The following is a 23,052-nucleotide window of genomic DNA, read 5'->3' as shown; positions in this document are numbered from 1 at the left end:
GATATAAGCAAATGATTGCTAATTTAAGAATATTCTATAAGAGATTACGTTGTATGCAAATATTGTATGCAATAAAAAATTGCAGGAAAATTTTGAGATGTTACGTGCCTGAATAAGGGGTGCAATAAAGGCAGTTGTTACCCTCTCGTTAGACAATAAAAATGCTCTCATAAAGCCGATGGGGACCCTCCTTTGATACCTTTTATAAAAATTCTATCTCAAGAGCAAAAGCTTGGCAAGGGATTTACGGTTTATTGAAAAAAGTTTCGGGAAGCGGTGTTGAGGCTTGGAAATCTTTTTCGTTGTCTTGTTGCAGCCGTTTATTTCGTTTTGAAAATGAGAACTCAAAGTTTTTTACTTTCAAAGTCAGTGGTAGTGTAACAATAAATGCTATGCGTTTTGTGTGGGGTAGAAAAGACGGATAAGGGTAAGAAAATTTATAAAGAGCTTGGGTATGAAGCTCTAATGGTTGATGCTCTGTTGGTCTGTATTCATCTCTATCATTGCTTCTCATTATAAATAACAAGGTATTGATTTATAAATATAATTCATCTTTTTGCATAGTGAATTAGACCTCGAATATTGTAAGATTCTCTCATCTCAACTCCCCTTATGTTCAATCAATTGAAGTCACGTACTTGCACGTCACAAGCGGGGCTGATGCGTGAGTAAAAAACTCTAAAGAAAGGAGTAAAAATGCCTTTAATGAAATCTTCTCAATACCAAGGGCTGTCGCAACATTGGGGGTTGGCAAAGTGTATGATGGTGCCGGCTTGTACCTTCACAAACGTAAAGATGATGGTGCTCAATGATTTTTACGCTATACCATTTATGGGCGCCGTCGTTAAATTGGCTTGGGTGCCTTAAGAAAGGTCTCTTTTAAAAAGGAAAGAGAGTGCAACACTATAATAAAGACATTCACAAAAAACGATATTTTATGGGAGAATTGTTCAAAATATTAAACAGATGGGATGTCTTTTTTAGCGATTTGATAGAAAGTATTTTCTTTTATAAGATTTCTGAATTCGTTTGGTAAAAAACAAAAAAATCTCCGCCTTTGCAGGCGGAAACCTTTAAAGCATATTGCAGAATTGAAAGATTAAAGTGCTGCGAGATTTCCAGCAGCAAATTTTCCAGAACGACGATCTTGAAGAACATCATAGGAAATTTTCTGTCCCTCATTAAGATTACTTAGACCAGAACGCTCAACAGCGGAAATGTGTACAAAGACATCTGCACTTCCATCACTAGGCTGAATGAAGCCAAAACCTTTTGTTGTATTAAACCACTTAACTGTTCCTGTAGACATAGGAAACTCCTTAGAATATATAATTATGTTATGCATTGAAGCCAAAAAGCCTCCAATACGGTTTTAGATCGAAATTGGGTGGGAGAAGTTTCGTCGAAAGTGCAGATCGCACAGGAAAGAAAGTCACATAACCGAAAGTTCGATGAAAATCATATAAGAGTTTTTACAGTAAAAAGCAAGCCTTAATTGGTATTTTTATATAAAAAGATCGAGAAAAAGTCTTTTGTATCATAGCAGAAATTTTAAGTGAAATAGCTCTGTAAGGAGCGCACCTCAAGGCCCATTTTTTTGAGTGCTTTAATAGCTTCCACGGCAGCTTCGGCACCAGCGACTGTTGTATAATAGGGGACTTTTTGCATCAGCGCTGCATGGCGTAATGATTTAGAATCAGAGACAGCACTGGCAGTACTGGTTGTATTAAAAATCAATTGAATTTGCCGATTACGTATGGCGTCCTCAATATGAGGGTGCCCCTCTAGGACTTTGTTAATTTTTTGTGCCTCAATTTTATGTTCGGTAAGAAATTTTTGTGTTCCACTTGTTGCTAAAACAGTAAAACCAAGATCGGCTAAAAATTTTACAGGATTTAAGATACGCTTTTTGTCTTCGTCTCTTACAGAAACGAACAACGTTCCTTCCTTTGGGAGTTCAACACCAGCTCCAAGTTGGGCTTTAGCAAAAGCAAGAGAAAATTCATAATCCAGTCCCATAACCTCACCCGTTGAGCGCATTTCTGGACCAAGAAGTGTATCGACACCTGAAAAACGTGCAAAAGGAAAAACGGCTTCTTTGACAGCGATATGTTGTTTTTGTTGTAGAGAGGGTAATCCACCATAAGCTTGAAGGGCTTTATCAAGAGTTTCTCCTGCCATAATCCGTGCGGCTATTTTAGCAATAGGGCGACCGATTGTTTTTGCAACAAAGGGAACCGTACGCGAAGCACGGGGGTTGACTTCCAAGACATAAATTGTGTCATCTTTAATGGCATATTGTACATTCATTAAGCCGCAAACATGAAGGGCTTTTGCGAGTGCTTTTGTTTGACGCTCTAATTCAGATACTATTTTATGCGAAAGTGTATGGACTGGTAATGAACATGCTGAATCACCAGAGTGGATACCAGCTTCTTCAATATGCTCCATAATACCAACAACGAGCGTTTCTTCCCCATCGCAGAGACAATCAACATCAACTTCAATGGCTTCTGTTAGATAGGTATCAAAGAGCAGTGGATTTTTACCAAGCAATGTATTGATTTGTCCTGTTTTGTCGTTTGGATAACGGGCTTTGATATCTTCTGAAACCAACTCAAGGACACTCTCGAGTAAATAGTTTTGTAAACTGCGTTCATCTCGGATAATCTGCATAGCACGTCCTCCTAGAACATAGGAAGGGCGTACAACCAGTGGAAAACCTAATTCATGGGCAATAAGGCGTGCTTGTTCAACTGAATGGGCAATACCATTTTTAGGCTGTGTTAGGTTAAGTTTAAATAACAATTTTTGAAAGCGATCTCTATCTTCTGCTAAGTCGATGGCTTCAGGAGAAGTGCCTAAAATGGGGATATTATATTTTTCGAGCGTGCTGGCCAACTTCAGGGGTGTTTGTCCACCAAATTGGACGATGACACCAACCAATTCGCCTTTTTGCTGTTCCGTTTCTAAAATAGCAATAACATCTTCAGTTGTTAAAGATTCAAAATAAAGACGGTCAGAGGTATCGTAATCCGTTGAAACAGTTTCAGGATTGCAGTTAATCATAATCGTTTCAAATCCTGCCTCACGGAGTGCAAAAGCAGCGTGGCAACAACAATAGTCAAATTCAATACCTTGACCAATACGATTTGGTCCGCCACCTAAAATAGCAATTTTTTTGCGTTTAGAAACATGTGCTTCTGACTGTTCTATACCTGCAAAAGGCATTTCATATGTTGAATACATATAGGCTGTTGGTGAAGAAAATTCAGCTGCGCATGTGTCAATTCGTTTAAAAACGTGCTGAACATTGAGCGATTTGCGTAGAATAGCAACAGACTCAGGATCTTGCCCCGTGAGGGTAGCTAAACGTGCATCCGAAAATCCCATAGCTTTTAACATGCGTAAATTTTCTGCGTCTTGGGGCAATCCATGAGTGCGGATGTATTGTTCCATTTCAACAATGGAGGCGATTTGTTGCAAAAACCATGGATCAATCTTGCTGATCTGGTGAATTTCATTTAAAGGTAAGCCTGCGCGCATTGCTTGGGCAATATAGCGTAGACGATCGGGACTTGGGATTGCTATGGCGGAGCGTATAGAATTCTTTTCATCGCCTTCCGCATGTTCAGGGATTATAATTTCATCAAGACCAGTAAGACCTGTTTCAAGTCCACGGAGCGCTTTTTGCAGCGATTCTTGAAAAGTGCGTCCTATTGCCATGACTTCTCCTACAGATTTCATCGCCGTTGTTAAGACAGTCGATGAACCAGGAAATTTCTCGAAAGCAAAACGAGGAATCTTGGTAACAATATAGTCAATGGACGGTTCAAATGATGCCGGTGTTGCTCCACCTGTGATATCATTTTTTAATTCATCAAGTGTGTAGCCAACAGCCAATTTAGCTGCTACCTTGGCAATGGGAAAACCTGTTGCTTTTGAGGCAAGCGCTGAGGAGCGTGAAACACGTGGATTCATTTCAATAACAATGAGGCGGCCATTTTCAGGATTAACAGCAAATTGCACATTGGACCCACCAGTTTCAACACCAATTTCACGCAGTACAGCGATTGAAGCATTGCGCATACGTTGATACTCTTTATCCGTTAAGGTAAGGGCGGGAGCTACGGTAATGGAATCGCCAGTATGAATGCCCATAGGATCAATGTTTTCAATGGAACAAACAATGATACAGTTGTCATTCTTATCGCGAACAACCTCCATTTCATATTCTTTCCATCCCAAAACGCTTTCTTCAATCAAAACTTCTGTGGTCGGTGAAGCTTCAAGCCCTCGTTCAATGATTTCATAAAATTCAGAGCGATTGTAAGCAATTCCGCCACCGGTCCCACCAAGGGTGAATGAAGGGCGGATAATCGCTGGAAGACCAATAGTGTCAAGAGCTTGCACTGCTTTTGCGGTTGCATGTGCGATATAATGTTGTTTACGGTCAGCTTCTGTATGATGCCAGTTGCGTTCAAGATCTTCTAATGCTTGGTCAAGAGTATCACCAGAAAGTTTTGCTTTAAGTTCATCGCGCATTTTTGCATGCTGTTTGCGATTTTCTTCTTTAAGTTCTGTTGCATTGGCTAACATAGACCGTGGTGTTTCTAAACCAATTTTTGCCATTGCTTTGCGAAATAAAGCACGATCTTCTGCTTTATCAATTGCGTCGGCATTTGCCCCTATCATTTCAACGTGATAGCGGTCTAAAACACCCATACGTTTTAATGATAGGGCTGTATTAAGAGCTGTTTGCCCTCCCATAGTGGGTAAAAGAGCATCGGGACGTTCATGAGCAATAATTTGAGCAACTATTTCAGGAGTAATGGGTTCAATGTAAGTTGCATCAGCTAAATCTGGATCTGTCATAATGGTAGCAGGATTAGAGTTAACCAAAATAATTCGGTAACCTTCTTCTTTTAATGCTTTACAAGCTTGTGTTCCTGAATAATCAAATTCACATGCCTGACCAATAACAATAGGTCCTGCTCCAATAATAAGAATAGATTTTATATCTGTGCGTTTTGGCATGGTTTTTTCCTATGACAAACATCCGTGCGCAATTGCGTCAGGCTGAATATTTAAATTTTAAAGCTGAAACTCATTTTATAGGTTAAGTGATAGAGAAAGTAAGCCATAAAATGCCTTTTCCATGCTTTTTTTATAGAATAGAAAAGGAGGCGCTTTGTATATGCTTTTTCAAAGTCAAAAATTGAGGATGGTAAAAAAAGAATGATTGATATCGAGTTGTTTATTTTAGCAGTGGGTAAAATAGACTAAAATGCTCTAATGTTATATTAAAAATATCAACAAGCTTATTGTATGTGTATTTGTAACACAAATTTAGATATTGCGTTTGATAACTTGAGGTCATATCAATATTATAGGTAGCTTTTCTGTCTTTGATAGAAGTTTATTTGAGGGCTCTTAAAACAATAATCCCTAGTGTTTTTGCTACGTAATCCATAAAGGGTGAGTCCACAACTTTTTCATTTTCTTTTCGTGAAGAAGCATTTCGTAACATTGGACCATTCTCTGTTACAATGAAGAAGCCAACATGGGTTACATCCAATCCGGCAAGTTTGGTGTATATACCAATAAAATCACCAGTTTGTAACTGATTTATAACGTCTTCATTAATAAAGTTACTTGGAATATAAGTTATGTTGCGTTTCACAATTGGTAATCCGGGCAGGTAGTTTCCACCGTCAGCCTTTTTATTGAGATATTTTTCAGTGGTTACAGCATTGGGGCTAAGCTGTGCCGTGATATCAGTGGCAAGTTTCTTTTCTCTATAAGCCCAGTCCGTGAAAAAATGCTTCCTCTTTAAAAAGCTTATATTACCATCAACATAACGTGTTTGGATAACGTTGTTTATGAATTCTGTTTGCGAAGTTGATTTCCGTAATGCTTCGACATAGTCTAGATAAGTAAAACAATCTAAACCTCTAAAGTCGATTATGAGTTCTTCTGGTACGGTTTTTGAACCATGCAACATATTTGCTTGGTAAGGTGTTCCTAAAAAAGCTCCTGATAAAAAGTCGATTATTTTTCCTGTTTCATGTTTATCAATTTTCGAGCGTTCTTTAAGAAGAACATTGAGTTTTTCTAAAGTATAGGGATCTAGATTCACTTGTTTTTTTTGCTGTGTTTCCGTTTTGTTTTCCGTTGTTTCTTTCTTTCCCTCAGAACTTTGAAAATCACATCCTGTGACTAACGCTGAAATTAAAATAAATTGGAGTATTTTTCGCATTTTTTCACCATTTTTGTATTAAACAATGAGTAGTCCTTTTCTGCGTTAATCAGTTTATTTTCATTATCATATATCATGAATGTAACATAAATAAAGAGAGCTACGATTTTATTTTATGTCATTCTGATTGCAGGTGATGTAAATATTTTTTTAGATGAAAATATACAAAAGTTTTTACTTCATTGAAGTCATATGAAGAGAATTTATTATTGTAAAAGAGAATTTACTCTTTTTAGATAAATATATTTATCAGTAATATTTTTTCAAAAAGCGTTATCGGTGGGTTCTTATCCTGGAATTTTTATGCATAGAATTCATTAAAAGAGATTTTTTGAAAAGACGATTTTTTACAAAAATATGGTGTTGTATGCCTGTTAAAATCAAGGTTTGTGAAAAGTTTTCACTTTCATTATCGTTTTTGTGAGAATAGGTTATATTATATCGCCATTTTTAGAAGCAGGGGGGATTTAGCAAATTGTAGGAAAAACAATTTGCATGTTATGAGCAATCAAAAAATCGGTTCAAAATTGATCTATGATGGGCTTAGATGGGCTTATTTTTAGTTTTTATTGCTTTAATTAGATGTGACGCGTATCGCTTATGAAGGAGCAAGCAGGCCCCCTCATACTCTTTACTGGCCCCCAATGTTGCGACAGCCTTTGGTATTTAGACGATTCAAAAGAGGCATTTTTGCTCCTTTCTTCAGAGTTTTTACCCACATGACAGCTCTGCTTGTGACGTGCAGATACATGGTTTCACTTGATTGAACATGAAAGGAGCTTACAATATTCGCAGGTCTAATTCAACATGCAAAGCGATAAATTATTACTATAAATCAATACTTTACTCTTTTAAAGTTGATGACTACTGATATTCCTCAATATGTAACATCTAAAAGTGGAAGGCGTTATTGTTTGCGTATTCTTGATGATCTCTTCAATTTTGAAGGAACAGCATCACTATCATCTCCAAAGATCACACAAAGTGAAGCCTTTTAGAATCCTTTAAAGAAGGATCTGAGTTTTAATTTAGATGACGAAGTTTCAGCAATAACAGTGGTAAGATGCGATTTTGATGATGATAATGCTCTGAATGCTTTTCGATACAGGGCTATATAGATATTGGTTCTCTGGAGGTAAGAAATACAAAGATAAATGCGATAAAGTTGCTAATGAATTATGCTATTATCAACGTAGAATGAGTAATACGCATTATTGGACGTCTTTGTTAGGAAATGTTGTAGGGGCTGTTTTGTCTGCATTGTTGGTGGGAGGAATAGCGGCTTTAGCACGAGGAGGAGTGTTTAGAGCTTCAAAATTAGGTCAAGCATTTTTGAGAGCTGGTCAAACTTTAGTGGGAAGATTCGGGAAATATTGTGGTGAGAAAGCAAGTTCATTTCTCAGTATTACCAAAAACACACCCTTCTCACATTCGCTTAAAGTAGGGATTGCATCTTAAAATGGATTATACTACTGTTAGCGCACAGCATTTGGTACATTATAGGGTGAAGGATTAGGTAATATACTCTAAACCATATTATTTGGTGCAGGTTTGGGATTAGTAGCGACAGCGCTTGGAAGTGTTGGTGGGTCTATGATTGATTCAGTTTTGGGAGATGTTCTTAACTATTTTAAACCTTCTCATGTAAGACAACGTATTGATTTATAATGATAATTTACTGTTTTGCATATTGAATGAGACCCCCGAATATTGTAAGATTCTCTCAATTCAAATCATATTATGTTCAATCAATTAAAGTCACTTATTTGCACGTCATAAGTGGGGTTGGTGTGTGGGTAAAAAACAGTTTAGAAAGGAGCAAAAATGCCTTTAATGAATCGTCTTAATGCAAGGGCTGTCGCAACATTGGGGGCTGGCAAATATAATGATGGTGCTGGCTTGTTACTTCATAAGCGTAAAGATGGGGGTGCTCAATGGCTTTTACGTTATACCATCCACGGGCGGCGTCGTGAAATGGGATTGGGTGCTTTAAGAAATGTCTCTTTAAAAAAAGCACGTGAATTGGCAACTGAGTGGCGTTCTGTTTTACAAGAAGGTCGTGACCCCATTAAAGAACGTGAAAAGCAAAAACGTGAGGCAATGCGTAATCTTCATTATCTAAAAGATATTGCTTTGGATGCTTTTGAAAGTCGCAAAGCAGAATTAAAAGGAGATGGTAAAAATGGTGAGTGGTTTTCACCTTTAAAACTTCATATCCTCCCTAAATTAGGTTGTATGCCGGTTTCAGAAATTACACAAACCGATATACGCAATACGCTTGCTCCCATCTGGCATACAAAAGCTGGAACAGCTATACAGGCTCTTAATCGCCTCAATATTTGTTTCAAACATGCTGCTGCCTTGGGTTTGGATGTTGATTTACAGGCTACAGAAAAAGCACGCGCGCTCCTAGGAAAACAACGCCATAAAACGCAAAATAGACCTGCAATGGATTGGAAAGATATACCGGCTTTTTACAAAACACTTTGCGAAACAACAACCATGACACATCTAGCTTTGCGTTTACTTATTCTTACAGGTGTTCGTACCTATCCTTTGCGTCATATCCATAAAGATCAAGTTGAAGATGATATATGGACCATCCCTGCTGAAAATATGAAAGGAAGGCTTGATACTACAACAGAGTTTCGCGTACCTTTATCAACAGAAGCATTGGAAATTTTGAAACAAGCGCGTTTGCTGTCTCGTAATGATTTCTTCTTTTCTGCAAAAGGTCGTGGTCCCCTTGCTGATACTTGCATGTCAAAATATATGAAACAAACTGGACTTGATGCTTGTCCCCATGGTTTTCGCTCTAGTTTACGCGATTGGTTAGCTGAAACAACCGATGCCCCTTTTGAGGTCGCAGAAACCATTCTAAGTCATACCGTCGGGGGTAAAGTAGAACGTGCTTATCGTCGTACTGATTATTTAGAACAGCGCCGTGTTTATATGGATAAATGGGCGGCTTATGTCACGAGCAAATCTTAAAAGATGGGGGCTTGTACCCCATTTTTATTCCATTATCTGTGGATAACTTTCTCTCTTCGTTCTCTCATTCCGTTTCAATAAGACTCATAAATTATCAAATGAGAAAATACATCATAAAGTACTGTTTTTTATGATTAAACTTACTTTCAAATCTCAATAAAATATGGTTAATAAATACTTATGATTTGTTGCTCTTTTTAGATTGAAAGGATTTAGTTATGACTGAAAATGATGTTCTTCTTACAGACCGTGAAAGTGCACAATTATTGCATATAAGCGTTTCAACATTTCGTCGCCATGTCACCAATGGATCTTTACCAAAGCCCTTAAAATTTGGTTCTTTATCGCGTTGGTTAAAATCGGATCTGTTGAATGTGATTGAAAAAGCCAAAACGCAACGTCAACATCTCAGTGATGTGGCATAAAAAAACCTTGTCACGTAAGGACGGACAAGGCTTTCTCAAATTATCGTAAATTGAAAATAGCAAAACCCGTCCTGTGACGCAACGTCTAAGGACAAGAAAAATGTATCATTTTATAAATGCTCGGGGCATTACAAATGCCTTGCGGGGTGTCTGGCATGGTGCTTATGGACTAGCCCGCTGCCCTGCCCATGATGATCAAGTGCCTAGTTTAGCTCTATATTCTTTTAAAGAGACCATAGCAGAGCTTTATTTACGCAAGCGTGGTATCACTTGTAACTTGCCTCCCTAGTTTACGCTTTCATAGCAACTGCCCCCATCCCTCTGGGAAAAACATCCCCGCGTTGGTTGCTCTTGTTGAGGGTGGTGGCTCCTTTGCAATCCATAGAACCTTTTTACAAGACAATGGATGCTTGCTGCCCGTGCGCAATGCCAAGGCTTTGAAGTCTTGATGATGCAAGCTCCCCATGGCTCTGACTTCAACATTTTATTATTCAATTATGAAAGCTAAAAAAATGACAAAAAATATTCTAGAAAACAATGAAAATAGTTCTGTAAATAATACTGATAACGATAACACCCCTGTCTCTTTAAAGGAGCATCCCTGTTTACAAGCCATTCCTTATGAACAGGCTTTGCAACAAATGGGATGGGGCGAATTAAAACCGATAAACAAAGCGCTTTTACCGGTTGAACCTTTTCACCCCGAACAAATGCCTTCAACTTTACGAGACTATATTTATGACGTGGCTGAATGCCAACAATCTTCTCTCGATTTTATTGCTGTCTCGGCTCTGTGTGGGTTAGCTGCCCTGATTGGCAATGGAATTCGCATTGCTCCAAAACAAAATACGCACAATTGGAAAATTGTCCCTAATCTATGGGGCGCCATTATCGGGCGATCTGCAACTCTCAAAACACCTGATATGCAAGCCGCTCTCGCTCCTCTTTATTCCTTTCAAAATGAATGGTATCAACAATGGCGTAAACAGAAAAAACAGAAAGAGACAAAAAATCTTCTCATTGAATTAGAGAGACAAGAAAAGAAAAAACAAGCCCGAAAAGCTTTTAAAAATAAAAACAAGCAACAAGCTATCGCTCTTCTTAATGAACCTCTTGAAGATCAAGAAAGTGAGGATGAAACTCTTGTTAAACGACGTCTTCTCGTCAATGATGCAACGGTTGAAAAGCTTGGAGAATTACTGAGAGAAAACCCGCGCGGGTTATTAATGGTCCGCGATGAACTTTCTGGTTTTTTAGCTAATATGGAAAGAAAGGAATATCAGACTGACCGTTCTTTTTATCTAACGGCTTTTAATGGAAATTCTCCTTATACCTATGACCGTATAGAACGTGGAACAATTTATATTCCCAATGCAACACTTTCCATTATAGGAGGCATTCAACCTTCTCGGATTATTCCTATTGTACAAGCGATAAACCGTGGGATAAACGATGATGGTTTATTGCAACGGTTTCAACTGATGGTATGGCCCGATAACAATAAAGAGAGAGAATGGAGGGATGAATATCCCAATCAAAAGGCATGGGAAGCTTATGAAAAAGTGTTTCGTTCGCTTTATGATAAACCGGTAGGATCTTCTCAACATCCAACGACCATGCGTTTTTCTCCCGATGCACAAGAGATGTTTAGTGAGTGGTGGGAAAATCATCAGAAAGCGATCAGAAGGGATGATCTCTCTGAAGCTTTGCAATCCCATTGTGCAAAAATGGACAAAACCATAGTAAGTCTTGCTTTGATTTTTGAACTTGTCGAAGGTGGTCGTTTTGAAATCAATAAAGAAGCCCTTCAAACAGCCTTGCGTTGGGAAACCTATTTGTTAAGTCATGCGAAACGTCTTTATGCGGCGGATGATAGCTTAACAACAGAGCGTGCAAATTTGCTTATAGAGCGTTGTAATTGCTTACCTGAGGTTTTTACTGCTCGTGATATCTACAGACGCTGCTGGACGCATTTAAAAGACAAAGAAGCCGTTAAAACAGCTTTAGATGTTTTATGCCGTTGCAACTATCTTCGTAAAATCTGTGATGACAAGGAGCAAAAAGGCGGTCGTTCTACCATACGCTATGAATGGCATCCTTTGGTAAAAAATCAGAGTATTAAGCAATGAAGAAAGCTCTTTTAAAGCTTCTCAAAACAATTTTGCAAAACTCTTTTCAATGGCATTCTGTTAGGTAACCTTCTGCAAAGGAAATGATCAGAATTCTTTTGTAAAAAGAGTTTTGTCTCTTTTGACAGTTTTGTCTGTTGATTTACCCCCCCTCCTATTTAAAAAAATTGAGAGAAAAAATAAAAACATTCTATTTCAATAGGTTAGCATTATACAAATTTTTGCAATCCAATGCATAAAAGCCATGTGAGTAAGATAGACCATCAGTGATTTGAGTTTTGTCTGTTTTGTCAATTTTTGTCGGTAAATTTTAATAGACAATTGTTATGATATTTTGAGATCATAAAACACTTCGAAACAATCATTTTGATCTCTTAAAACACGATTCGCATTTGTTTTTATTTCCATAAAACGAATAGTAAATTTTACTACTTTGCTGTTTATAGGCTGTTTATAATTGCATCTTGTAAATTTTTTTGACGCATTTGATAGGTTTTCGCGCCATTTTGGTTTATTGGGTACTCGATATTTGTTCTAAATGTATTTATGAAACGCCATTGTGATTTTTTGAGTCTCATAAGGCAATGGAGTTTATTGAATAATGTCTCAATCTCTCAATTCTGATAAGAAACAACCCTCTTTACGCGCTCTCTTACAGTCTTATCGCCAACAGGCAACCTCAAATGCAAAAAAAGGAAAAATCTTTGAAAGTTTTGTTACTAAATACCTTATGCATGACCCGCTTCATTATGGGCGATATGAAAAGGTTCAGAGCTATTACGAGTGGGCTAAAGAGCGTGAAGGTTGGAATAAAAATGATATCGGTATTGATTTGGTTGCAAAACTCCGTAATCGAGATGGGTATGTTGCTATTCAATGCAAATTTTATGAAGCAGATCATCAGATCAGTAAAAAGGATATTGATAGCTTTATTGCTGCCTCTGGGAAAGACATCTTCAAATATCGCCTTCTGGTTGATAGCACTGAAGTGAATTTAAGTGACAATGTGAATGCAATGATTAAAGGACAAGCGATACCGGTTTATCGCATTGACCTTCGTCATATGGAAAACAGTCGTATAGACTGGCAAATCTTTGCAACAAAAGAAGAAGTTGTCCTTAAATCGACAAAAGAACCACGCCCTCATCAGATAGAAGCAATTCAGAAAGTCTGTGAGGGTTTACAAGAAGCAGACCGTGGCAAGCTGATTATGGCTTGTGGAACAGGTAAAACTTTCACCAGTCTTAAGATAGCAGAACAAATAGCCGGAAAAGGCAAGCGGGTTTTATTTCTGGTACCTTCTCTTGCATTAGTCTCACAAACCATAAGGGAATGGACAGCGGATGCACAAATTCCATTGCATTCCTTTGCTGTTTGTTCGGATACAAAAGTTGGCAAGCGTCGTAAAAATCAAGATGATATTATTGAAATGGAAACATCCGATCTTGCATTGCCTGCTACAACGGATGCACAAGCACTTGCCAAAGAAGCTCGTGAAAACCAAGCAGATGCAATGACGGTGGTGTTTTCGACTTATCATTCGATACAAGTGATATCGGATGCACAAAAAGATCATGGTTTACCTGAATTTGATCTGATCATTTGTGATGAAGCTCATAGAACAACTGGGACATCCTTAGGAAGTGACGACAATGAATCTGAATTTGTCAAGGTTCATGATAACACTATTGTTCAGGGAAAAAAACGTCTGTACATGACGGCAACCCCGCGCATTTTTAGTGATACTGCTAAAAGGCGTGCGGATGAGATTAATGCCGTGCTGGCTTCTATGGATGATGAAACGCTTTATGGCAAACAACTGCATCATTATAGCTTTGCGGAAGCTGTCGATAATGAACTTTTAACACCTTACAAGATTGTGGTCTTAGGCATTGATGAAACCTATATTACACCAGCCATACAGGATATTATTGCCAATGAAAACCGTGAAATTGATTTAGATGATGCTGCAAAAATTATTGGCTGTTATAGAGCCCTGACCAAAATAGATAAGGAAGCAGCTATTGATGAGGATGATACAGAGCCCATGCAGAGTGCTTTGGCTTTTTGCAAAGATATCAATACCTCTCAATATATTACAAAGCTCTTCAATAAAATTATCAAATCTCATATCAATGATTTCCTTCAAACAGTTCCCTTTCTCAACTGTGAAGTAAGACATATTGACGGAAAGCAAAGTGTCAAAAAACGCAATGAAGAACTGGATTGGCTTAAAGGAGATGCCGGTAAAAACGTTTGTCGGATTTTAAGCAATGTAAGGTGTCTTTCTGAAGGGATTGATGTCCCTGCTCTTGATGCGATCATGTTCTTACATCCGCGTAATAGCCAAGTAGATGTGATACAGGCGGTGGGGCGTGTGATGCGTCGGGCTCCCAATAAGAAAACAGGTTATATCATTTTACCGATTATCATTCCCTCACACTTAGAAGCTAAAAAAGCTTTACGAAACAATAAGAGATATCGTGTTGTTTGGCAAGTTTTGCATGCTTTACATTCCCATGATGAAAGGTTTGCTAGGACGATTAATCAAATGTCTTTAGGACAAGATAGCAGTCATACGATTAAGATTATAGAGATTAAGCGTGCCAATGAATTACAAGAGCTCACCACAACGGTTGATGAGATCTCGATACCGGCAAAAGCAGAAAGTTCTGGACGTACCATAGGAACAGCAGAAAACAAATCTCAAACGTGGTATAAAGAGCAAAAAGACTTATTCCACCGTTCTAAATTTTTTGATTTTGTCAAAGCCATTTTTCTGGATAGTTTTAAAATCACGGATTATTGGGGCATTTGGGCGAACAATGTTGCTGAGATTGCGCAAAACCATATCGTCCATCTTCATGATACGCTTTCCGATAACAAGAGCAAAACTTACCTTGCTTTTGATGCATTTCATAAGGAATTACAAAACAATGTAAACAGTGAAATAAAACAAGAGGAAGCCGTTGAGATGTTAGCGCAGCATCTTGTAACGCGTCCTATATTTAAAGCTTTGTTTGAGGGCAATGAATTCGTACAGAACAATGCCATCTCGCAAGCAATGGACAAAATACTCATTGAACTCGATAAAACGAATATCGAAGAAGAGTTGAAAGATCTTGATAAATTTTACAAAAGTATCACGTTCTGTACAGCAGGGATTACCGAACCTCATGCAAAACAGAACCTTATTATCAAGCTTTATGAAAGCTTTTTTGCCAAGGCGTTTAAAAAGACAACAGATAGGCTTGGCATTGTTTATACCCCTGTTGAGGTTGTGGATTTTATTATTCATTCGGTTGATGATGTTTTACGCAAGGAATTTGGCAAGAGCTTGGGTTCACGGGGTGTTTCTATTCTTGACCCCTTTACGGGAACAGGTACCTTTATCACAAGGCTTTTACAATCCAATCTGATAAAACCAGAGGATATGGAATATAAGTTCCGTCATGATATCCATGCCAATGAGATTGTTCTTTTAGCTTATTACATAGCAGCGATTAATATTGAATCGACCTATCATAGTCTTATGAAAGGAGATTATATCCCCTTCAAACATATTGGATTAACCGATACGTTTCAGATGCTTGAAGAGAAAAATCTGCTGCAAAAATTGTTTAAAGAAAACAGTGAATATTTGGAACTTCAGAAAAACCTGAATATCGAAGTTATCTTTGGCAATCCTCCTTATTCCGTGGGGCAAAAGAATGAAAATGATAATGCCAAGAATACTCCTTATCCCCTCTTAGATGACCGTATTCGTGAAACCTATGTTGCTCAGTCAAAAGCAACGAATATACGAGCGCTTTATGATAGTTATATACGAGCAATTCGCTGGGCAAGTGACCGTATTGAAAATGCTGGGGTTATCGGTTTTGTTTCTGGTTCTGGTTACATAGAAAAGCCAACTATGGACAGTTTACGCAAATCTTTAGCCAAGGAATTTACGAGTATTTATGTACTCAATTTACGGGGTGATCTTCGTAAAAACATGTTAAGTGGTGGTAGAGCTGAAGAAGGTGAAAATGTTTTTGGCAATGGTAGTATGACCGGTATTGCTGTGACATTATTTATTAAAAATCCCAATGTTTCTGGAGATTGTAAAATTTACTATCATGATATTGGTAATAATCTTACGACAAAAGAAAAACTCGCTGCTCTTGAATACCTTAGGAGTATTGATGGTATTGCGGATAAATCAAGTTGGCAACTCATTACACCAGACAAGCATGGTGATTGGATAAATCAACGTGATGACAGCTTTGAAACATTTATAGCTATGGGTGTTAAGAAAGGTCGTGGTAAAAAACTTTTTGAGACTTACTCTCGTGGCATTATGACCAGCCGTGATGCGTGGGCATATAACTCAAGCCTTAGGCTTTTAGAAAACAATATGCGTAATATGATTAACTTCTATAATAGTGAAGTAGAACGTTTTAATGATACTTATCCACATAATAACCGTACAATACGTGCAAATGCTGTAAATGATTTTGTTGACTCGGATGTGAGTAAAATAAGTTGGAGTTATAATCTCAAACAAGATTTGATAAAAGGAAAGGCTTTCAACTTTAAGGAAAATTATCTTATCAAAAGCTTATATCGTCCTTTTACACGACAGTGGCTTTATTGTGATTCTGCTCTCAACTGCGATGGTGCTTATCAGATGCGTATATTCCCTATAGGAAAAGCGGTTAATAATAGAATAATACAAGCTTCTGCTGTAGGAGCACGAAACAGCTTTTCTGTTTTGATGATTAATACTTTACCTGATGTAAGTATGATAGATAATAGCCAATGTTTTCCACTATACCTTTATGAAGATGTTGCGCTTTCAAAAAATAAAACTAATACCCAATCTCATTTATTTACAAATTCTACAGAAGAAAGCAAAAGTGCTGGTTTACAACGCCGTGATGCCATTACAGATGAAGGATTAGCACATTTTAAAACTGCTTATCCTAATGAGAACATCACCAAAGATGATATTTTCTATTATGTTTACGGAATCTTGCATTCAGAAGATTATCGTGCCCGTTATGCTGATAACCTCTGTAAAGAGATCCCTCGCATCCCTTGCGTAAAGAGTGTTAAGGATTTTTGGGCATTTGTTAATGCGGGGCGTGAATTAGGCAATTTACACGTCAATTATGAAATGGTAGAGCCTTATCCCGTGACCTTTAAAAAAGGCAATCCAAAACTTACCGATATCCCTAATCCTGAGAAATTCTATTACGTTACAGAAATGAAATTCGCTGGCAATAGCAAGGAAAAGGATAAAAGCACTGTTTTTTATAACAGTAATATTACGATAACAGACATTCCTCTTAAAGCTTATGAGTATATTGTAAATGGTAAACCCGCTCTTGAATGGGTTATGGGGCGGCAATGTGTAAAGACTGATAAAAAGAGTGGCATTGTTAATGATGCCAATCGCTATGCTATTGAGACCGTTGGAAACCCTGCTTATCCATTGGAATTATTCCAAAGGGTTATTACGGTAAGTTTAGAAACAATGAAGATTGTTAAAAACTTACCAAATCTAGAATTAAGAGAAACTGAATAGACTTATGAACATGCCAATCTCATAAGGGGTATAGATCTTATAACCATAATCTATACTTTCTTATTAGGTTGCTTACCTATAATCTTAAAAGGAATGATTTACTATGCGCTATTCTAAAAAGAGAAGCCTTGCACTTTTAGACACTCTTATTTGGATTGCTTTAAGGTTTTTAAGAAATCCCATCTTAAATAGAATGAGATTTTTTTACATTGCCTTTAAAAGATTATATCGCAATCTCAAATGATGCTATCATATCTCTCATAAGCTCTCTTTAAAGAGAATTATGCGTATTAATAGGTTGTATTTATCAAGAGAGATTGTTTTTTGAAGCATTGATAAGACTTAATATATTGAAATATAATACTTTTTATCTTTTTAGTGTTTTTTTCTTTAAAACACAAAGTTTCAAAACTCAAAACCCCCTTTAAATTGATAAGTTACTCTTTATAACACGCCTCATAACCATCTCTTGTCTTTTGAAAGGCATTTAAAGAGCCATATTTCCTCTCATAAAACATGATTTAAACACGCACTCTAATCATAACAATTGTCTTTTAAAATTTACTGACAAAATTTGACAAAACAGACAAAATGCGTGTCATTAATTGTCTATATTACTCACATTGCTTTTATACGTGATGTTTTAAAATTTTGAAAAATACTAACCTATTGAAATATAATGTTTTTATTTTATCTCAATTTTTTTAAATAAAAGGGGGGGGGTAAATTAACTGACAAAACAAACAAAAGAGACAAAAGCCCATAAAAAGGCATTTTGATAAGGATACAAGAATTCAAAATGTTTTTATAAAAATCAAAACCGCATGATCATATTATCCTTTTTATGAGAATGATGCGGTGGCTATAGAGAATGAATCAAAACAATAGATTTGAATCAAAAGCGCTGGTTATAAAGACGCGGTCTCTATAAAGCTGTTTAAATTACAAACCTCTTATAAAAAATTCACAAAAATATTCACAAGTTATCTCATAAAAATAATGATGCGTTATAAAGTTAAAAATAGGCATTATGAGAGCGTTTTTAGTTATTATGATGTTTAAAAGAGAAAAATAACGCAATTGCGTAATATAGAGTCAAATAGATGCAATAAAACAGAAACTATTCATAAGCATATGACGCATATTTATACATAATGGTATAAAAAATAATTATAAAAAACACAAAAAAGAATAAAAGATAGTTGACAATAAATACGTAATTTGTTATATAAATACTCAAGTGATCAAAACACTAATCTACAAGCGGATGGGTTACGATAAACCTAATCCCTAATCTAAAAAAACTGGCTGTCTTTTATGCTCTTGTTAGTATATTAAGATTCTGTCGGGTGTAGTTACGCCATACAATACCTTTTCGAAGGAAAAGCGTAACAACGGACTTGTAGCCGTGTTTTGAGCGCCCGATGCCCTTATAGGGTGTCAATTCAAAACTTTTATTACTACAAGGAGACACTAGCCATGAATGCTACTGTTAAAAATAGAAAATCATCCAAAAAATATGAATTAACCACTGAAAACTTCACTTTTGATGGGATTACTTTACACCGCATTCGCGCATTAAGAGATTTTGATGATGTAAAGGCTGGTCAATTGGGTGGCTTTATTGAAAACGAAGATAACCTCTCTCATGATGGCAATTGTTGGATTTATGATAATGCCGCGGTTTTTTTGGATGCCAAGCTTTATGAGAATGCTAAAATTTATCAAGAAGCTAAAGTTTTTAGACAAGCCAAGGTTTATGGAAATGCTACTGTAAATGGCAAGGCATGGGTGTTTGATTATAAAGCTCATGTTTATGAAAATGCAAAAATTAACGATAACGCTAGGGTCTGTGGTCATGTCTCTGGCAATGCCGTTGTAAGTGATAACGCTACTATTGCTGATGGTGCCAAGGTTTATGATAACGCACGGGTTTATGAGAGGGCACATATTTGTGGCTATGTTTTTGGAAATGCCCATGTTTATGGTAAATCACGTATTTATGTATGGGCACATATTTATGATAATGCCCATGTCTTTTGCAATGCCTGGATTAAGGATTATGCAAGTGTCTATGGCAATGCAAAAGTCTCTGGCTCGGCGCGCGTTGGTTGCTTGGCAAGAATTTATGATAATGCCAAGGTTTATGGTAAATCAAATATCGATCATCATGTAAAAATTTATGGCAATGCCGTGGTTAATAGCCATATAAAAATTCGTGATGATATTTGTACTAACGATCAGTCTCTTAAAGATGCTGCGTAAATAACACCGTGGGCGCGGCGGGGGCGCCCCTCTCTAAATTTCATTCAAAATTTTACTAACTATAGATTAGGAGCTCCCTATGACCACTATAAATGTATCTAAAATTGTATCCAAAAAATATGAAATTACAAATGAAACCCGTGTTTTTGATAATCATACCCTTTATCGCATTCGTGCTTTGAGAGACTTTGATGATGTTAAGGCTGGTCAATTGGGGGGCTTTATTGAAGATGAGAGTAATCTCTCTCATGAGGGCAATTGCTGGGTTGCTGATGATGCGTATGTTTTAAAACCCGGTCGTGTTTATGAGAATGCTAGGGTTTATGGCAATGCTGCGGTTGGTGGTTTTGTTTATGGCAATGCGCATGTTTATGATTTTGCCAAGGTTTTTGCCAATGCCCATGTCTATGATAACGCACGGGTTTTTGATAGTGCAAAAATTATCAGTAATGTCCATATTTATGAAAATGCAAGTGCCTATGGCATGGCTATTGTTACTAAAAATGCCTATAGCAATACAAGAGAGAATGTTTATACAGAACGGCTCTCTCCTTATGGCGAGATTTCCTTTGTAATGTGTCGTCCATAAAAAGCAGCATAAATAACACCGCGGGCGCGGCGGGGGCGCCCCCTTCTTAAGAACATTTCATTCAAATTTTATCGATTATTTAGATTGGGTTTTCTCATGATTAGTACAGTTGTAACTAAAAAATATGAATTAACAAATGAAATCAAAGAAATTTACCAAAATAAGGATGGTAAATTTGTGCCTATAAATCTTTATCGCATTCGTGCTTTAAGAGATTTTGATGATGTCAAGGCTGGTCAATTGGGTGGTTTTATTGAAAATGAAGATAACCTCTCTCATGATGGTAATTGCTGGGTTTATGATGAGGCGTGGGTTGCTGACAATGGCGTCGTGTCTGAAAATGCAAAACTTCGTAATGAAGCTGTTGTTGCTAAACATGCTAAAGCTTATGGGAATGCTGTTATTAGTGATCATGCTAAAGTTTATGGTCATGATACCCATGTTTATGACAATGCCAAGGTTTATGATCATGCTAGTATCTCAGGGAATATGTGGTTTCGAGACAAGGGGTGGGTTTATGGCAAGTGCGTGGTTAATGGGAATGCCAAGGTTTGTGGTCAAGTTTATGACAATGCCGTGGTTTATGGAAAAGCCTTTATTACTATAGAGGCAAAAATATATGAAAATGCAAAAGTTTTGCATAGTGCTTATGTGAATGGCTCTGTTTATGGCAATGCAAAAGTATCGGGCTCTGCTTATGTAAGTGAGGGTGCTCATATTTTTGAAAATGCTAGGGTTTATGGAAAAGCGGTTATTGAAAAAAATATCAAGATTTATGGCAATGCAAAAATATTTGGAAATGCGTATGTTCGTAATGAAGTAAGTGATGATGTTATAATCAATAATCGTGAAAAAATTATCGAAAATGAAGCAACGTAAATAACAGGCGTTGCGGGGGCGCCTGCTTTCCAAATTCTTTCATTTCAAATTTCATTCTATAAGGATTGTTCCTATGCAAAAGAAATTTGCACTTACAAATGAAACGCGTCTCTTTGGTAATCGCATATTGTATCGCATTCAGGCTTTAAAAAGCTTTTCTGATGTCAAGGCTGGTCAACTCGGTGGTTTTATCGAAAATGAAAATAACCTCTCTCATGATGGCAATTGCTGGGTTTATGGTAATGCTCTGGTTTTAAACTCAGGTCGGGTTTCTGAAAATGCTAGGGTCTATCATAACGCTATTATCGCTGGTTATGTCTATGGCAATGCAATCGTTCTTGGTAAATCGATCATTTATGACCATGCTCATGTCTATGGTAATGCACAAATTTATGATCACGCCCGTGTCGTCAATTATGTTCATATTTGTGAAAATGCTCATAGTCACGGCATTGTTATGATTTTAGAAAAGACACGTGATGATATTGAAACAAGGTCTTATATCGAATTGCTTTCCAATAATGAAATAAAAATCATCTGGCTGCGTAATAAAGCCTTTTTAAAGCTTTAAAGCGCCGCGGTCATTCCATTTTTCCAACATTTTCCATGCAACTTTTTTCACAAAAGAGATTGTGAGGGGTTTTATGATGTCCAAAAAATACAAACTAACTAATGAAACAAAACAACTGAAAGATAAAATTACACAAAAAATTACAACGCTTTATCGCATTCAGGCTTTAAAAAGCTTTTCTGATGTCAAGGCTGGTCAACTCGGTGGCTTTATTGAAAAGGAAGAAAATCTTTCTCATAACGGTCTTTGCTGGGTTTATGATAATGCATTGGTTTATAAACATGCCCGTGTCTATGAGAATGCAAAAATACGAGGCAATGCGCAAATTTGTGGTCTTGTCTATGGCAATGCTCAGGTGCATGATAAGGTGTTTATTTCTCAATATGCAAAAATTTATGACAATGCATTTGTTTATGATAGTGCGCATGTGGCTGGCTATGTTTATGGCAAGGCTCGTGTCTATGGCAATAGTCGCGTTTCAATTGAAGCCCATGTTTATGGCAATGCGCATCTTTTTCATAATAGTTATCTTTTTGAATATGCAAGGCTTTATGGCAACGCTAGAGTGTTAGGCTCTGCTTGTCTTTTTAGCACTGCGCATGTTTATGGCTATGCTGTTGTTAATAGCCGTGCCAAAATTTATGGCAAGGTTTATGACTATGCAAAAGTGAGTGGCTGTGCGCAAATTTATGGCTCTGTTTATGGTAAAGCTCAGGTTTCTCATACTATCAAGGTCTTTGGTCGTGCTTGTGGGCGTGCAAAACTGAATCGAAAAAGTGAGATAAGAGAGGTTCCCAAAAATAAGGAGGTTAATAAGAGCGATATTCTTATAGAGATTATTGATACTGAAGAATAAACAATAAATGCGGGGGGCGTTGGTTTTATACCATTTCAAAAGACAAGAGTGCAAAAAAGAAAGCCGTGCCATTTTACGTGACGCGGCTTTCATGTCTCAACTCTAATGGAGTAATAAATGCATATATACAAGACGTATTATATTGCAAGCTCTCTGGTCTCTTTATAAAAACTTATCCAAAATAATATATATGAAAGCGTTCTTTTAGATCATCACATTTGAATGAAAAAACATGTTAGTTCTGTAATGATTTAAAACCTCTTCATAACAATGCCCTCATTTTTGAGGTGGTCAATTTGAAAGAAAGCACCTTCTCAAAACGCTTTGTAAAGTTATATCAAGTCAATCAAAAGCAAGCGTTGGTTTTTAAAGCAATCTCTCATAAAACAAAAAACAGCTATAGAGCTCTCTTTTAAACATCTGCGTTTAATTATGTTATCTCTCAACTTCTCTCTGCTTATGAAAAAAGGTGCCCTCATTTTTGAGGAGACCCTAATCACTCAATCCAAATTTGGATTA

Annotated in this window: 15 protein-coding genes and 1 pseudogene; 13 read left to right on the top strand and 3 right to left on the bottom strand. The window is 37.0% G+C overall.

Features of this window, described 5'->3' with window-relative positions; all coding sequences use genetic code 11:
* Positions 1–696 precede the first annotated feature (696 nt).
* Positions 697–867 carry a hypothetical protein gene (locus LNM86_RS08795; protein WP_241437379.1) on the top strand — a complete coding sequence of 57 codons (171 nt, stop codon included), beginning with the start codon at positions 697–699 and terminating at the stop codon, positions 865–867.
* Positions 868–1,099: 232 nt separating this feature from the next.
* Here LNM86_RS08795 and LNM86_RS08790 read toward each other — a convergent pair whose 3' ends face one another.
* The 3 genes from LNM86_RS08790 to LNM86_RS08780 all read right to left on the bottom strand — a co-directional run bounded on the left by LNM86_RS08790 (position 1,100) and on the right by LNM86_RS08780 (position 6,259).
* Positions 1,100–1,309 carry a cold-shock protein gene (locus LNM86_RS08790; RefSeq protein ID WP_100128310.1) on the bottom strand — a complete coding sequence of 70 codons (210 nt, stop codon included), beginning with the start codon at positions 1,307–1,309 and terminating at the stop codon, positions 1,100–1,102.
* A gap of 242 nt (positions 1,310–1,551) precedes the next feature.
* Positions 1,552–5,037 carry a carbamoyl-phosphate synthase large subunit gene (carB, locus tag LNM86_RS08785; protein WP_241437378.1) on the bottom strand — a complete coding sequence of 1,162 codons (3,486 nt, stop codon included), beginning with the start codon at positions 5,035–5,037 and terminating at the stop codon, positions 1,552–1,554.
* 382 nt (positions 5,038–5,419) lie between these two features.
* Positions 5,420–6,259 carry a DUF1460 domain-containing protein gene (locus tag LNM86_RS08780; protein WP_241437377.1) on the bottom strand — a complete coding sequence of 280 codons (840 nt, stop codon included), beginning with the start codon at positions 6,257–6,259 and terminating at the stop codon, positions 5,420–5,422.
* A gap of 860 nt (positions 6,260–7,119) precedes the next feature.
* Here LNM86_RS08780 and LNM86_RS08775 point away from each other — a divergent pair.
* From LNM86_RS08775 to LNM86_RS08720, 12 genes and pseudogenes are all read left to right on the top strand, one after another.
* Positions 7,120–7,257 (top strand): hypothetical protein, encoded by a 138-nt coding sequence (locus LNM86_RS08775; protein ID WP_241437376.1) that lies wholly within the window; start codon positions 7,120–7,122, stop codon positions 7,255–7,257.
* 199 nt (positions 7,258–7,456) lie between these two features.
* On the top strand, positions 7,457–7,717 hold the full coding sequence (locus LNM86_RS08770; RefSeq protein WP_241437375.1) for a hypothetical protein: 261 nt from the start codon (positions 7,457–7,459) through the stop codon (positions 7,715–7,717).
* Positions 7,718–8,083: 366 nt separating this feature from the next.
* Positions 8,084–9,250, top strand: coding sequence for a tyrosine-type recombinase/integrase (locus LNM86_RS08765; RefSeq protein WP_241437374.1), 1,167 nt, complete (start codon positions 8,084–8,086; stop codon positions 9,248–9,250).
* Between the two features lie 218 nt (positions 9,251–9,468).
* Positions 9,469–9,675 (top strand): helix-turn-helix transcriptional regulator, encoded by a 207-nt coding sequence (locus LNM86_RS08760; RefSeq protein WP_241437373.1) that lies wholly within the window; start codon positions 9,469–9,471, stop codon positions 9,673–9,675.
* 100 nt (positions 9,676–9,775) lie between these two features.
* A pseudogene (locus tag LNM86_RS08755) lies at positions 9,776–10,115 on the top strand (DUF7146 domain-containing protein); the annotation flags it as partial.
* Positions 10,116–10,187: 72 nt separating this feature from the next.
* Positions 10,188–11,804 carry a YfjI family protein gene (locus tag LNM86_RS08750; protein WP_241437372.1) on the top strand — a complete coding sequence of 539 codons (1,617 nt, stop codon included), beginning with the start codon at positions 10,188–10,190 and terminating at the stop codon, positions 11,802–11,804.
* A gap of 601 nt (positions 11,805–12,405) precedes the next feature.
* Positions 12,406–17,373, top strand: coding sequence for a DEAD/DEAH box helicase (locus tag LNM86_RS08745; RefSeq protein ID WP_241437371.1), 4,968 nt, complete (start codon positions 12,406–12,408; stop codon positions 17,371–17,373).
* Positions 17,374–18,852: 1,479 nt separating this feature from the next.
* Positions 18,853–19,638, top strand: coding sequence for a hypothetical protein (locus tag LNM86_RS08740; protein WP_241437370.1), 786 nt, complete (start codon positions 18,853–18,855; stop codon positions 19,636–19,638).
* Between the two features lie 79 nt (positions 19,639–19,717).
* Positions 19,718–20,227 carry a hypothetical protein gene (locus LNM86_RS08735; RefSeq protein ID WP_241437305.1) on the top strand — a complete coding sequence of 170 codons (510 nt, stop codon included), beginning with the start codon at positions 19,718–19,720 and terminating at the stop codon, positions 20,225–20,227.
* A 96-nt stretch (positions 20,228–20,323) separates the two neighbouring features.
* Positions 20,324–21,106 carry a hypothetical protein gene (locus LNM86_RS08730; protein ID WP_241437369.1) on the top strand — a complete coding sequence of 261 codons (783 nt, stop codon included), beginning with the start codon at positions 20,324–20,326 and terminating at the stop codon, positions 21,104–21,106.
* Between the two features lie 73 nt (positions 21,107–21,179).
* Entirely contained in the window at positions 21,180–21,677 is a 498-nt protein-coding gene (locus tag LNM86_RS08725; protein ID WP_241437368.1) for a hypothetical protein, read from the top strand.
* A 76-nt stretch (positions 21,678–21,753) separates the two neighbouring features.
* Positions 21,754–22,533 (top strand): hypothetical protein, encoded by a 780-nt coding sequence (locus tag LNM86_RS08720; RefSeq protein WP_241438895.1) that lies wholly within the window; start codon positions 21,754–21,756, stop codon positions 22,531–22,533.
* The last annotated feature ends 519 nt before the right edge of the window (positions 22,534–23,052 follow it).

The sequence above is a fragment of the Bartonella machadoae genome (assembly GCF_022559585.1).
GTDB classification, from domain to species: Bacteria; Pseudomonadota; Alphaproteobacteria; order Rhizobiales; family Rhizobiaceae; genus Bartonella; species Bartonella machadoae.
This window is presented reverse-complemented; position numbering and strand designations above follow the sequence as displayed.

Bases quoted from the DNA above. Each gene is read 5' to 3' on its own strand.
- LNM86_RS08795 (WP_241437379.1), top strand. From the start codon at position 697: ATGCCTTTAATGAAATCTTCTCAATACCAAGGGCTGTCGCAACATTGG.
- LNM86_RS08790 (WP_100128310.1), bottom strand. From the start codon at position 1,309: ATGTCTACAGGAACAGTTAAGTGGTTTAATACAACAAAAGGTTTTGGC.
- carB (WP_241437378.1), bottom strand. From the start codon at position 5,037: ATGCCAAAACGCACAGATATAAAATCTATTCTTATTATTGGAGCAGGA.
- LNM86_RS08780 (WP_241437377.1), bottom strand. From the start codon at position 6,259: ATGCGAAAAATACTCCAATTTATTTTAATTTCAGCGTTAGTCACAGGA.
- LNM86_RS08775 (WP_241437376.1), top strand. From the start codon at position 7,120: ATGACTACTGATATTCCTCAATATGTAACATCTAAAAGTGGAAGGCGT.
- LNM86_RS08770 (WP_241437375.1), top strand. From the start codon at position 7,457: ATGAGTAATACGCATTATTGGACGTCTTTGTTAGGAAATGTTGTAGGG.
- LNM86_RS08765 (WP_241437374.1), top strand. From the start codon at position 8,084: ATGCCTTTAATGAATCGTCTTAATGCAAGGGCTGTCGCAACATTGGGG.
- LNM86_RS08760 (WP_241437373.1), top strand. From the start codon at position 9,469: ATGACTGAAAATGATGTTCTTCTTACAGACCGTGAAAGTGCACAATTA.
- LNM86_RS08750 (WP_241437372.1), top strand. From the start codon at position 10,188: ATGACAAAAAATATTCTAGAAAACAATGAAAATAGTTCTGTAAATAAT.
- LNM86_RS08745 (WP_241437371.1), top strand. From the start codon at position 12,406: ATGTCTCAATCTCTCAATTCTGATAAGAAACAACCCTCTTTACGCGCT.
- LNM86_RS08740 (WP_241437370.1), top strand. From the start codon at position 18,853: ATGAATGCTACTGTTAAAAATAGAAAATCATCCAAAAAATATGAATTA.
- LNM86_RS08735 (WP_241437305.1), top strand. From the start codon at position 19,718: ATGACCACTATAAATGTATCTAAAATTGTATCCAAAAAATATGAAATT.
- LNM86_RS08730 (WP_241437369.1), top strand. From the start codon at position 20,324: ATGATTAGTACAGTTGTAACTAAAAAATATGAATTAACAAATGAAATC.
- LNM86_RS08725 (WP_241437368.1), top strand. From the start codon at position 21,180: ATGCAAAAGAAATTTGCACTTACAAATGAAACGCGTCTCTTTGGTAAT.
- LNM86_RS08720 (WP_241438895.1), top strand. From the start codon at position 21,754: ATGTCCAAAAAATACAAACTAACTAATGAAACAAAACAACTGAAAGAT.